Here is a 12,976-nt window from a genome sequence, read left to right as displayed (position 1 = left end):
GCACATGCCGTACGAGAGCACCTTCCCGGCCCGTCGGGCCAAAGAGCCTGCCGCCCCCGCCGGGGGACGGCACAGCCGTTGGCGCCGCCCGCCCGTGTGCTGGGCAGCGTTCGGCCTCCTGTGCGTTCTCTTCCAGATCTGGGTGCTCGCCCGCTGGGCAGCCGACGGCAACCTGCACGCCTGTTCCTCCGGCGGCTACACGATGTCGGCGGGGATGAAGCTCGCCACCCGGATCGAGGACGCCGTGGCCCTGGCGGGCTCTGTCCTGCTGATCGTGGTGGCCTGGCGGCAGTCCCGCAAGGCCGGACACATCACGCTGTCCGCCGCACTCGTCACGGGCTACTTCCTGGTCTGGTGGACCGACCCCTATTCCGGCAGCTTCCACCACACGGTCAGCGCGAACCGGTACGACGTCAACCTCGTCTCCTGGGGCCCCTACCTGCCCGGATGGCACGGCCCGACCCCGCAGACCGAGACCTTCCTGGAAAACGGCGCCTACCCCTGGGTCGTTTTCTGGATCTTCATGGCCCTGGGCATCGCCGCGCTCCTGCGTCGGTACAGGCCCCGCTGGTCACGGGCCCGCACCGCAGCGGCGACCGTCGTGATCAGCCTGATCTGCGACATCCCCATGGAGCACGCCTACATGCGCTTCGGTGGCTACGGCTACCCCCGCGCACTGCCGTATCTCACGCTCTTCGAAGGCCACTGGTACCAGCTCCCCCTCACCTCACCACTGTGCCTGGTCCTCCTCGCCGCACTGCCGGTGCTGCTGATGACCTTGTACGCGGGACCCGGCCGGGAAGCCTGGCTGCTGGAAGGCTCCCTGTCCCTCCCGCCACGCGCCCAGCCGTGGATCCGGCTGCTCGCCGGCGTCGGCTTCGCCACCGTCTGCATGCTCGCGCTCCAGCTCGTCATGCTCCTGGCCTCCTTGGTCAGCCACCCGATCGTGCTTCCCTCATGGTTCGACCTTCCCCGGCCGTAGGCCGCGCCCGACGCCGCGGGCACGCCGTCGTGATCGGGGCGGGCATCGCCGGGCTGCTCGCGGCCCGCGTCCTGGCCGAGACGTTCGAACACGTCACCGTTGTCGAACGGGACCGGCTCACCGACGCGCCCACCCCCCGGCCCGGGGTTCCCCAGGGCAGACACGCCCACGCGCTGACCACCCGCGGCGCCCAGGCCATCGAGGAGCTGTTCCCCGGCATCCGCGACGAACTCACCGCCGAGGGCGCCCCCGTCTTCGACTTCTGCCGGCAGGCCCGGCTCCACCTCCCCGCCGGGCGACCCGAGCCGGTCACCTCCGGCATCCTCGTCCAGCCCGTCAGCCGGCCCCTGCTCGAAACCACCATCCGCTCCCGCGCCGCCGCCCTGCCCGGCCTGCGGATTCTGGACCGCCACACCATCACCGGACTGCACTTCGACAGACCGCTCCGGGTGAACGGCGTCCTCCTCCGACCACGGCAGCCGCCCGGAACTGCCACCCGGCTCCTGGATGCGGACCTGGTCGTCGACGCCTCCGGCCGTACCTCGCGTCTGCCCGACTGGCTCACCGCCGACGGCCTCCGGCCGCGCCCCTCGCAGACGGTGATCGATCCCGGTATCGGCTACGCCAGCCGCCTCTTTCGGGCGCCCCCGGGCTCGCACCCGCCGTGGCAGGCCCTCCTCGTGCCGCTGCGTGCCCCCGACACACCCCGCGGCTGCTTCGCCCTGCATATCGAGCACGACCGATACCTGATCACCCTCCAAGGGGCCTCCGGACACCACCCGCCAAACGACACAGCCGGGTTCGAAGCCTTCGCGGCATCGCTCAACTGCGGCCTCGACGACGCCCTGAACAGCATGGAACCCACCTCGGGAATCGCACGCTACCGCCACACCGCCAACCGGCGCATGCACTACCACCGCCTGCACCCATGGCCCGACGGACTCATCGCGCTGGGAGACGCCGCCTGCGTCTTCAACCCCCTCTACGCCCAGGGCATGACCGTCGCCGCCCTCGAAGCCCACCTTCTACGACACCTGCTGGCCAACCAGCCGCCCGGCGGACCACACGACTTCGCCCGCCACTTCCAACGGCACCTCAACCGCACCACCCGCTGGCCCTGGGCCATGGCCACCCTCAGCGACCGCGCCTGGCAACCCGACCAGCACACGCCACTGGCGGCCCGCGCCGCGCAACGCTACCTACGCGCCTGGCAGGACCTCATCCCCGACCACCCCGCGATGTACACCGACTACATCAGGGTCGCCAACATGCTCACCGGCCCAGCCACCCTCGCCCGCCCCCGCAACCTGCTGCTCGCCCTCCGCTCGGGCTCCGCCTCAAGGCCCTCCGCGCACCCTGCGGACGGCCCGGGCACAAGGAGGTCAGACACCGGCCGGAGTACCGGTGGGTCCGGGTCGGTCGCGGGAGTCGGGCAGGCCCGCGAAGCGCACGGTCGGCTCGAAGTTGGCGCGACGGGCCGCGCGGCGGAAGACGGTGAGGACGGCCGGGCCGACGATGAGGACGCACAGGCCGGTGGTGACGGCGCGGCCGGTGTCCCAGCCGAGCGAGGTGGCGAGGTCGAAGAGCAGGTAGCGGTGCCACTGTTCGGTGAAGGGAAGCCCGGGCAGGTAGGCGATCGAGCTGTTCGGGTCGGTGGAGAACGGCCAGAAGGAGAGGTTGAGCAGAAAGCCGAAGAGATAACCGGAGACGGCGCCGTAGCCGGCCAGCATCAGCACCTCCCACCTCCGCCGGAGCTTCGGCAGCAGCCCGGCGAGCATGCCGACGAAGGCGCAGCCGAACATCTGGTAGGGCATCCAGGGGCCGACTCCGCCGGTGATGAGGGCGGAGGCGAAGAGCGAGGTGCAGCCGAGGGTGAAGCCGAAGCCGGGGCCGAAGACGCGGCCGGCGAGGACGAGGATGAAGAAGACCGTCTCGACGCCGGCCGTGCCCGCGCCTAGCGGCCGCAGGCCCGCGTTGACGGCGGACAGGACGCCGAGCATGGCGAGCGCCTTGGCGTCGATGCCGCCGGCGGAGATCTCGGCGATGACGACGGCGAGGACCAGGATCAGCAGGGCGCCGAAGATGAGCGGCGGCGCGTAGGAGGAGCCGAACGTTCCCGGGGCGACGACGAACGGCCAGGTGAAGGCGGTCAGGCCGATGAACGCGGCGAGGGCCACGACGATGCGGGCCCGGCCGGGGATCCGGACGGCCGCCCGGGTGGGGGCGGTCACCGGCCGGCCTCCAGCCCGCCCAGGGCCCGGGCGACCTGACGGCTGGTCAGATAGGGCAGCGGGGCGAGGATCTTGGCGGTCTGGGGGGCGAAGGTGGGTGAGGCGACGATCACTTCGGCGGTCGGGCCGTCGGCGACGGTCTCGCCCTCGGCCATCACCACCACCCGGTCCGCGGCCGCGGCGACGAACTCGACGTCGTGGGTGGAGACGACGACGGTGTGCCCGTCGGCGGCGATCCCGTCGACGATGCCGATCAGCGCCTCCTTCGCGTGGTAGTCCAGTCCTCGGGTGGGTTCGTCCAGCAGGACCACCTCCGGCGCGGCGGCCAGCTGGACCGCCAGGACCAGGGCCAGCTTCTGCCCCTCGGAGAGGTCGCGGGGGTGGGTGCCGTCGGGGATGCCGGGGGCCAGCCGGTCCAGGATCCGCCGGGCGGCCGGCGCCGGCCGGCCCGCGGCGTCCTGGTCCGCCTGGGCCAGTTCCTGGGCCACCGACTCCAGGTAGAGCAGGTCCGTCGGGGTCTGCGGGACCAGCCCGACGAGTTGGCGGGCCTCGACGGCCGGGAGCCGTTTCGGGTCCCTGGCCGGTCCGCCTTCGGCCCGGGCGACCTTGACGGTGCCGCCCTGCCGCGGGCCGGAGCCCTGCAGGGCCCAGAGCAGGGAGGACTTGCCGGAGCCGTTGCGGCCCATCAGCGCGGTGACCTGGCCGGCCCGCAGCTCCAGGTCCACCTCCCGGACGGCGGCCACCTGGCCGTAGCGCACGACGATCCGCTCGGCGGTCAGCACCGTCCGTCCTCCGGCGGGTTCGCGGCGCGGCGGCGGGGCGGGGTGGCCGGAGAGGCGTTCCCTGAGCGGTGCGGCGGCCCGGCGGGCGTCGCGGACGGACAGCGGCAGCGGGTGCCAGCCGGCCAGCCGGCCGAGGTCGACGACCGGTGGCGCGATCGCCGTGCCGGTGAAGATCTCGGCGGGCGGTCCGTGGGCGACGGTGCCGTCACCGGGGAGGTAGGCGACGCGGTCGGCGTACTGGACGACCCGTTCCAGGCGGTGTTCGGCGAGCAGGACGGTGACGCCGAGGTCGTGCACCAGCCGGGTGACGGCCGCCAGGACCTCTTCGGCTGCGGTCGGGTCGAGTGCGGAGGTGGGCTCGTCCAGGACCAGGACCCGGGGGTGGGCGGTGAGCACGGAACCGATGGCGACGCGCTGCTGCTGTCCGCCGGAGAGCTCGTGCAGCGCGCGGTACCGCAGGTCGGCGAGGCCGAGCAGGTCGAGGGTCTCCTCGACGCGTTTGCGCATCGTCTCCGGGGGGATCGCCAACTGCTCCATGGCGTAGGCGAGTTCCTCCTCGACGGTGTCGGTGACGAAGCCGGCCAGCGGGTCCTGTCCGACCACGCCGACCACGTCGGCGAGTTCGCGCGGCGGGTGGTGGGCGGTGTCCCGGCCGTCGACGGTGACCCGGCCCGACAGGGTGCCGCCGGTGAAGTGCGGGACGAGGCCGTTGACCGCGCCGAGCAGGGTGGACTTGCCGGCGCCGGTGCGCCCGACCACCAGGCAGAGTTCGCCCTCCGGGATGTGCAGGTCGACGTCGCGCAGTGTCGGTGCGGCCGCGCCCTCGTACACCACGCCGACCTGGTCGAAACGGATCACTTGGTCACCTCGGTGTGCGTGCGGCCGCCGGTACGGCGGTCCCCGGTGGTACGGTCGGCGGCCCGCTGCCGGGGCACGGCCGGGGGTTCGGGTGTGCGGCCCGGGGGCGGGGCGATGACCCCGGCGGCACCGGCCAGCAGCAGGGCCAGCACGGGGACGACCGGCAGGCTCGGCCAGCTCAGCGGGTAGAGCGACGGGTTGAGGTCGGTGGCGTCGTACCCCACGGTGACGAACAGCAGGGTCGCGGCCGCCACTCCGCAGCCGGCGACGCCCCACTCGGCGGACCGCCACGGGTCCGGCCGGTAGGTGGTGCGGCGTACCCGTCGGCCGCCGAGCGCCAGGCCGGCCGCGCACAGCAGCGAGCCCGCGAGCAGGGCCGGCAGCCCCAGCGCGGCGGGGGCGGTTCCGTCCAGCAGCCCGTACACGCCCGCGCAGAGACCGATCATGCCGAGCAGCATCAGCGCGCCGGTGGCCCGGCGGGACGCGCGGGTGGCGGTGCCGGAGCGGCCGTAGCCCCGGGAGTCCATCGCTGCGGCCAGGTGCAGCGAGCGTTCCAGCGCGTCCTCCAGCACCGGGACGACGATGCTGCGCAGAGCCCGGATGCCCTTGCTCCGCCCGGCGCGCAACCGCCTCGCGCGAACCACCCGTTGGACGCTCTGCACCAGCTGCGGGGCGACGCTGATCGAGACCGTCACGGCCACGCCCAGCTCGTAGAGGGCGCCGGGGAGCACGCGCAGGGCCCGTTTGGGATTGGCCAGGGTGTTCGCCGCGCCGATGCAGCAGAGCAGGCAGGCGAGCCGCAGGCCGTCGGTGGCGGCCGAGAGGGTGGCCTCCAGGGAGACCGGGCCGCCGATCCGGATGCCCGCGTACCAGTCGGGGGTGGGGATGTGCGGGAGCGAGAAGAGCAGGTGGTCGTGGGGGGTGATGCCGGTGGCGAAGACGCACCGGAAGACCACCCGGATCGCCACCACGGTCAGGGCGAGCCACAGGTAGTACTTGAAGCCGCGGGCCCACGGGGCCTCGGTACGGCGGGCGGTGACCACGTAGCCGAGGACGGCGAGCACCAGGAACAGGAGCAGCGGATTGGTGGTGCGGCTGGCCGCGGTGGCCAGGGCCAGGGCCCAGGCCCACCAGGCCAGCGGGTGCAGGTTGCGCGGGAGTCGCCCGGCCCCCGCGGCCCGCCCGGGGGCGGACTGCGGGGACCCGGTGCCGGGTCGGTCGAGCACGGTCACGGAATCACTCGGCCCGTCGGCGGCGGCGCGCGGCGATGACGGTGGCGGTGCCGAGGGCGGCCACGAGCACGACTCCGGCGACCACGGGCGCGATCGGGCCCGCGTCGTGCGGGGCGTCGGCGACCGGGGCGGCGTTCACCACGGCCGGACCGCCGGCGTCGGCGGACGGGGCCGGGGTCGCCGGGTCCGTGGACGGCGGTGGTGCGGTGTCGGTGGCCGACGGGGTGTCGGACGGAACCTGGGCAGGGGTCTCGTCGGGCGCGGGCACGGACGCGGCCGGATCGGGTGCGGGGGTGGTCTGCTCGGGCAGCCCGGCCGGCGGGATCGCCGGTTCGGTACGGCCCGTGCCTCCCGGAGTCCCGGCGGCGGGCGGACGTTTCGTGCCGCCGCCACCGGTGCCGCCGGTGACCGAACCGCCGGAGGCCGAACCGCCGGACGTCCCCCCGGTGCCGCCGCCGCTGCCGCCGGCGGTGCCTCCACCGCCGGAGCCACTACCGGAGCCACTGCCGCCGGCCGAACCGGCGCCGGCCGGCGGCCTGGGCGGCTCCGGGGTGGCGTCCGCTCCGCCGCCCGGTGCGGTGTTGTGCGCGCGGACGGTGTCGGGCGAGAAGGCGGGACGTCCTTCGGTGCCCTCGATGTTGGTCCCGCCGAAGATCCACAGGTCGACGCTGCCGGGCTTCGGCCGATAGCTCATCGCGCCGAGCTGGCTGTACGACCAGGTGTTCTCACCCGGGTCCGCGTGCCAGTACGACCAGTAGGCCGTGGCGGGCGGTGTGAGGACGCACTTCTCCTGATCCGGGGTGGGGAACTGCTTGCCGCCCTGGTAGCCGCTGTAACCGATCCGGCAGATGAACGCCGGGCCGTCGTGCCCCGTCCCGGTGGTCTTCCAGCCCCCCTGGTTGAGCAGGGTGTAGCCGGTGGTGGGGGTGGTGCCGCAGGAGCGCAGCAGCGGGCCGCCCCACTTGCCGAAGTCGACGGCGAGCACCACGCCGGAGGTGGTGGTGCACTGTTCGATCGGCAGCGGGGCCGCCACCGCCGGGGCAGCCGCCACCCCGAGCCCGCCGAAGGCGAGGGCGAGCGTCGTGGCAACGGCCCCGAGCAGCCGGCCGGTCCGCCGGATCACCGGTGGCGCCCGGGTGCGGAGGCCGCGCGGCGGCGGGCGGCGAGGACGGCTGCGGCTCCGGCGCCGACCAGCAGCCCGGCGGCTGCCATCAGGGCCGGTGTGTCCGTCCCGGTGCGGGCGAGGCTGCCGCCGTCGGCCGTGCCGGGCACGCGGTTTCCGGGTACGCCGGGCTGGGCCGGGTATCCGGGGTCGCCCGGGACGGGCCCGCCGGACACACCGGGCGTCCCGGTGTCCGCGGTGGCCGGGGCGGTCGGGGCGGTCGTGGGTGAGCCGGTCGGGGCCGGGGATCCGGTCTCCGTCGGGGAGCCCGTCGGCGTCGAACTCGGCGTCGCCGTCGGCGAACCGGTCGGAGTGGGCGTGCTGCCGAGGTCCCGCCGGAGGGTGCCGAAGGAGATCCCGGTGGCGCCGCCCACCGCCTGGGTGGAGGCCCGGACGTCCGAGCCGCGCTGTCCGCTCGTGGCGACGTTGAAGCCGCCGTCGCTGTTCTGCTGGCCGGCGAGGAAGTCCAGCGCCTTGGCGATCGGGCCGGCGTAGGCGCTCTGACGCAGCGTCATCCCCTGGATCGCGAGGGCGGCCGAGTTGGTGGAGTCACCGGCCGCGCCGGGGAAGCCGCCGTCGGCCTCCTGCTTGCCGGCCAGCCAGCCGAGGGCCTTGTCCACGGCCTGGGCGCCGTCATCCCCGGGAGCGAGGGCGAGGGCCATGGCCGCCATGGCGGTGCTGTCCACGTCGGAGTCCCCGGTGGCGGGGATCAGGCTCGGCCAGGAGCCGTCGGCGTGCTGGAGGCTCTTCAGGTAGGCGACCGGCGCGGCGGCCGGCCTGGTCTCCCCGGCGCGCAGCTGGGCCATGATGCCGAGCGCCTGGGAGAAGACCGAGGTGGCGTAGGTGTAGTTGCCGGGCGCCGCGCAGCCGGTGTCCGGGTTCGTCTGGGCGCAGACCGCCGTGGCGAGGGCGGCGATCAGGTCGTGGCCGCCGAAGGCGCGCGGGTCGCGGCCGGTGATCTCGGCGAGCAGCGCCTCCTTGCCGATCGAGCCGCCGCCGGCGTACTCGGTGCCGATGCCCGTCCAGTCGTTGACGGTTCGGTCGCCGGCGTCCTTGCCCTGCTGGTCCAGGAAGTCGACGATCCTGCGCAGGGCCGCGTCGTCCGCGCCGGTGGCGGCGAGGGCGTAGGCGCCGTCGATGGTGAGGCCGAAGTCGGCGAAGGCCGGGAAGGCCTCGTAGTAGTGACCGTCGATCAGGCGTGCCGGGTCGGTCAGGTAGGCGCTGCCCTTGCCGAGATCGGGGGTCTTCCCGGGGTGCGGGCCGGGCGGCGCGGTCGTGGCCGCGTTCGGGTCGTGCCGGACGCCGGTCGGGTCGGTGCCGGTCAGCGCGAGGATGGCCTGTTCGGTGGCGTCCGGGTCGGACTCGGTGGTCGACTCGTCGGTGCCGAAGCCGCCGTCCTGGCCCTGCCGGGCGGCGAGCCAGGTCCTGGCGGCGGTCTGTCCGGCGCTCCGGCCGGTGGCCTTGAGAGCCTGGGCCACGCGGGCGGTGCTGCCGGTGTCGCCGCCCGCGGCGCCGGTGTAGGGGAGGTAGGAGCCGTCGGCCTGCTGGCTCGCGGCCAGTTGGTCGGCGGCCTTCTTCGCCGTCTGCTCGAAGCCGCCGGCCTTGCGCAGGGCGAGAACGGCGAGAGCGGTGCCGGACGGATCGGACTCGCAGTAGTCGCCCGCCACGATCATCGCTCCGGCGATGCCGCCGTCGGCGCACTGGAGCGCCGTGAACCGGGTGAGCGCCGAGGCGGGCGGAGCGACCTCGGCCCGCTGCAGGGCGATGACGCCCAGGGCCTGGACCCAGGGCGAGGCCGCACCGTGGAAGTCCCCGGCGGCGGTGCACTTGCCGTTCTCGCCGGCCGAGGCACAGACGTGGTCGGTGAGCGCGGCGATCAGGTCGCGGCCGCCGAAGGCACGGGGGTTGCCGCCGGTGCTCTCGGCGACCAGGGCCAGCAGCGCGGCGGCCCTGGCGTCGGGCTTGGCGGACGGCCCGTCCGGGAGGAGGAACGCGTCGGTGTGGGCGGCGAGGTAGGCGAGGACCTTGCGCAGGGCCGGGTCCTCCGTCCCGGCGGCGGCGAGGGCGATCGCGGTGAGGGACGTCCGGGGGAGGTCGGGGCCCTCGAAGGCCCAGTTCTCCATGTGGTCGCCGTCGACGAGCCGGCCGGCCAGCCAGGCGGCCGCCGCGACGGGGTCGCCCGCGGCGGGCGACGGGCCGGTCGGGCTCGGGGACGTCGAGGGGGAGATGGACGCCGAGGGGGAGGCGGAGGCCGAGGGGGACGGACCGGCGCCGTTCTCGGCGCGGACGGAGTCCGGGGTGAAGGAGGGTGCCCCGCTGGTGCCGCCGATGTCGGTGCCGCCGTACACCCAGGCCTCGACCTCGCCGGGCTTCGGCTTCTGGGTGGCGGCGCCGAACTGGCTGTAGGACCAGGTCTGCCGACCGGGTTCGGCGATCCAGTACGACCAGTACGCGGTGGCCTGTGGGGTGTTGACGCAGGGCTCCTCGGCGGCTGTCGGGTACTGGGTGCCGCTGTTGAAGGTGCCGTTGCCGAGCCGGCAGATGAACGCCGGGCCGTCGTGCTCGGTGCCGGTGGTGGTGAAGCCGGCGTTGTGCAGCAGGTTCATCCCGGTGGTGGGGTGGGCGTCGCAGCCGCGGACGACCCCGCCGCCCCAGTGGCCGAAGTCCACGGCGACGATCGCGCCGGTGGTGGCGGTGCACTCCTCGATCGGGTCGGCGGCCGCGGTACCGGGGTGGCCGAGCAGGACCGTACCGCCCGCGGCGGCAGCGACGGCGCCGGTGGCCAGCAGGGACGTCAGACCCCGGGCTCTGTGACGTGTGCGCGTGCTGTTGACCCTCACCGGCGACTCCCTGATCGGTCGACGGGGTGTCACGGCGCAGCCGACGGCTCCCCGGCATGGGGACCGTCCCGACCGCGTCGTAGTCCTCGACGACGCAAGTGCTTCTGAACAGGCCCTCGGCGCAGGCAGTCCGGCTCATCCGCCCGGAGGGGCGGATCTACGGTTGCGGGTCAGCGCCGGAGTTGGACCGGCTTCCCCTACTGCCGAGGATGAAAAACGGTTCATCAGACCACGCTCCCGCGTCGGCCGTCAATGAGTCGTCATGTCGCCTTGGACACCTCGCCGGTGGCGGCACCGTGCGGTAGCGTCCCCGGTGGCCGAGCGGGGGAACCTGGTGCGATTCCAGGGCTGACGCGCAACGGTATGGGGCGGTTCCGCCGTCCCGAGCCCGAATGCCCGCCCGGCCACGTACCACCGGCGAAAGCCTGCCCACGCGATCCGGGCGGCGGCCGCTCCGGCCGCCGAACTCCCGAGGGAGCCCCGGGGCCCGGAGCCGGGTCGGCGCCCATCACTCCAAGGAGCCCGCCCCGTGTCGTCCCTCCTCTCCTCCTCGCGCGTCTCCTCCGCGGTGGCCGTCCCGATAACGGCCGGCGCCCTGCTGCTCTCCGCCGTCCCCGCCCACGCGACCGCCACCCCGGCCCAGACAGCCACCTCGAAGAGCACCGGCGTCACCTATCTGAAGTCCCTCCAGGCCGCCGACGGCAGCTACGTCACCGGCGGGGGCCTCTCCAACGAGTGGGCGTTCAGCGCGCTGGCGGCCGCCGGCACCGCCGCGGCGGACGTGGCCCCGGGCGGCGACGCCACCAGGAACGCCCGCCTGGTGTACCGCAACCAGCTCGCCGCCACCACCTGGCCGAGCGCCGCGCCCGTCGTCACCGACTACGAGCGGGGCGTCCTCAACGCCTACGCCGCCGGGATCGACCCCGCGCGCGTCGGCCCCGGCCGCAACCTCATCGCGGACGTCGCCGCCTACTGGCAGACCGCCGAGCCCGGTTACTACGGCCCGTCCGCCAACTTCAACGGCACCGTGTTCGGCCTGCTCGCCCTCGGCGGCGCCAGGACGCAGAGCGGTGCCCAGCGGGTGCCGCAGGCCCTGCTCGACGCCTCGGTCACGGCGGTCCGCGCCAACCAGCACAACGACGGGGGCTGGAACTTCGGCAAGGCCGCCGGCGATCCGGCCGCACTCGCCCAGGCCGGTGACATCGACATGACCGGCGCCGCCATGGCCTCGCTGTGCAGCAGCGGCGTGCCCGGCACCGACCCCGCGATCGTCGCCGCCAAGAACTTCCTCAAGGGCAAGCTCGTCGCCTCCGGCGCCTTCAACTCGATGTTCGGCGCCAACACCGACTCCAACGGCTGGGCCGTCTCCGGTCTCAACGCCTGCGGCATCAACCCCCAGGGCGCCGACTTCACCAGCGGCACCGGCAAGACCCCGGTCGACTTCCTGATCTCCCAGCAGTTCAAGCCCGGTGGCGGCTTCAAGTACCTGCCCACCGACACCGCCCCCTCCCCCTACGCCTCCGTCGACGGGCTGCGTGCGGTCGCCGGGGCGGGCTTCACCGCCACCCCGCCCACCCCGACCACCGCCGGGGAGCCGACCTGGGCCACCACCGGTTCCTTCACCGCCGGCACCGCCGCCCGGCTCGCCCTGGTCGTCGACGACGGCACCGGCTCGCCCAGGGTCTGCGCGGTCACCGTCACCCCGACCGGCACCACCACGACGCTCGGCGCCGTCCTCGACGCCGCCGGGGCGGCGACCCCGAGCGGCTGCGTCACCGCCGTCACGCCGTCCTCCGGCAGCGGCACCGTCACCGCCGTCAACGGCACCGCCAACAGCGGGACTTCCAGCTGGAAGGTGAGCATCGACGGCGCCGCCGCCACCGGCGCCGCCCGCAGCACCGTGATCAGCGTCGGCGACACCGTCTCGCTGCGCTTCGGCAGCTGATCACCGCGCGCCGGACAGCACAAAGGTCCTGGCGCACTCCGGAGTCAACCGCGCATGGCCGGGCACGGCCCCCCGTGCCCGGCCTGTGCGGTCCCGCTCGGCGCCCAGCGTGACGGCCTCGTGGACGGCGCGGGCGGCCCGGGCGCCCCACCGGGAGCGCGGGCCGCCGAACGGCTCGGGCACCTGGCCCGGACCGGCTCGGCGGACCGCCACGCACACCGCGTCGGACGGCGTCCCGGAACAGTCGTACCCGGCCTCCACCAGCGCCTGGACCTTCGCCTCGGTCGCCGTCGCCAGCAGGTTGACCAGACCGGCGTCCGACACCGCGGCGGGCACCACCAGCAGGATGTTGATCGTGCCCGGGAATCCGGCCCCGGCCTCCGCGGCCGGGTCGGGGGCGGCCGCCCAGGCCGGCACCCCGATCCCCGTCGTCACCACCGCGGTGACCCCGCCGTCGCAGGCCCAGGTGAAGTCGTCCACCCGCGCGGCGGTCATCAGCCCGGCGCCGGGGCCGCTCAGCCCCAGCCCGGTGGCCAGCCCGGCGAGGTGGCGGTCCGGGTCCATCCGGCCGTACCCGGGCCTGACCTGTGCGTTGACCACCCACTCCCGCTCGCCGAGGCCGCCCCCGAGCACCGCGCTGCTGAGCATCCGCCAGCCTGGGCCGGCCCGCCACAGCAGAAGGTGGCGGCACTCACCGTCCTCGAACCGGCAGGACCGCTCGACCTCCACCGCCCCGCCGGTCCGGCCGACCGGTTCGGTGAAGGCCGCCTTCTGCTGCGGGAACGCCATGGAACGGGCCGCCTTCGGGTGAGTTCGGGTGAGTTCGGGTGAGAGTGAGCCGGGCCTGGCTGGGCCGGAGCCGCCGGCGGCGTCACGCGGGCGGGCAGCGCGAGCCGTCCGGCCGACCGGAAACCGGGCGACAAGAGTACCGACCGCCCGGGTGC

At 74.6% G+C, this 12,976-nt stretch carries 8 protein-coding genes, 1 pseudogene and 2 riboswitches; of the genes and pseudogenes, 3 read left to right on the top strand and 6 right to left on the bottom strand.

Going from position 1 to position 12,976, the window contains the following annotated elements; translation table 11 throughout:
• Positions 1-4 precede the first annotated feature (4 nt).
• On the top strand, positions 5-982 hold the full coding sequence (locus ACIQIB_RS05965; RefSeq protein WP_400655044.1) for a spirocyclase AveC family protein: 978 nt from the start codon (positions 5-7) through the stop codon (positions 980-982).
• Positions 958-2,016 (top strand): annotated as a pseudogene (locus ACIQIB_RS05960) (NAD(P)/FAD-dependent oxidoreductase); the annotation flags it as partial. The gene ACIQIB_RS05965 and the pseudogene ACIQIB_RS05960, both read left to right, overlap by 25 nt.
• A gap of 348 nt (positions 2,017-2,364) precedes the next feature.
• Here ACIQIB_RS05960 and ACIQIB_RS05955 read toward each other — a convergent pair.
• From ACIQIB_RS05955 to ACIQIB_RS05935, 5 genes are read right to left on the bottom strand one after another with little or no spacing between them, the layout of a single operon-like run.
• Positions 2,365-3,213, bottom strand: a complete 849-nt coding sequence (locus tag ACIQIB_RS05955; RefSeq protein WP_363607661.1) for an ECF transporter S component — start codon at positions 3,211-3,213, stop codon at positions 2,365-2,367.
• On the bottom strand, positions 3,210-4,853 hold the full coding sequence (locus ACIQIB_RS05950) for an ABC transporter ATP-binding protein (RefSeq protein ID WP_400756927.1): 1,644 nt from the start codon (positions 4,851-4,853) through the stop codon (positions 3,210-3,212). Before ACIQIB_RS05950 ends, ACIQIB_RS05955 begins: the two co-directional genes overlap by 4 nt.
• On the bottom strand, positions 4,850-6,079 hold the full coding sequence (locus ACIQIB_RS05945) for an energy-coupling factor transporter transmembrane component T (protein WP_400757067.1): 1,230 nt from the start codon (positions 6,077-6,079) through the stop codon (positions 4,850-4,852). Before ACIQIB_RS05945 ends, ACIQIB_RS05950 begins: the two co-directional genes overlap by 4 nt.
• 10 nt (positions 6,080-6,089) lie before the next feature.
• The gene (locus ACIQIB_RS05940) at positions 6,090-7,208 is read right to left on the bottom strand and encodes a hypothetical protein (RefSeq protein WP_400756926.1); all 1,119 of its coding nucleotides are present in this window, start codon (positions 7,206-7,208) and stop codon (positions 6,090-6,092) included.
• Positions 7,205-10,087 carry a prenyltransferase/squalene oxidase repeat-containing protein gene (locus tag ACIQIB_RS05935; protein WP_400756923.1) on the bottom strand — a complete coding sequence of 961 codons (2,883 nt, stop codon included), beginning with the start codon at positions 10,085-10,087 and terminating at the stop codon, positions 7,205-7,207. Before ACIQIB_RS05935 ends, ACIQIB_RS05940 begins: the two co-directional genes overlap by 4 nt.
• Positions 10,088-10,189: 102 nt before the next feature.
• Positions 10,190-10,329: riboswitch (cobalamin riboswitch) on the bottom strand.
• Positions 10,330-10,381: 52 nt separating this feature from the next.
• Positions 10,382-10,506: riboswitch (cobalamin riboswitch) on the top strand.
• Between the two features lie 110 nt (positions 10,507-10,616).
• Here ACIQIB_RS05935 and ACIQIB_RS05930 point away from each other — a divergent pair.
• A complete protein-coding gene (locus ACIQIB_RS05930; protein WP_400756921.1) occupies positions 10,617-12,032 on the top strand; it encodes a hypothetical protein in 1,416 nt (471 codons plus the stop codon).
• Here the strand turns inward: ACIQIB_RS05930 and ACIQIB_RS05925 are convergent, their stop codons facing one another.
• On the bottom strand, positions 12,033-12,821 hold the full coding sequence (locus ACIQIB_RS05925) for an adenosylcobinamide amidohydrolase (RefSeq protein ID WP_400756920.1): 789 nt from the start codon (positions 12,819-12,821) through the stop codon (positions 12,033-12,035).
• Positions 12,822-12,976 lie beyond the last annotated feature (155 nt).

Source organism: Kitasatospora sp. NPDC092286, assembly GCF_044755565.1.
Classification (GTDB): domain Bacteria; phylum Actinomycetota; class Actinomycetes; order Streptomycetales; family Streptomycetaceae; genus Kitasatospora.
This window is presented reverse-complemented; position numbering and strand designations above follow the sequence as displayed.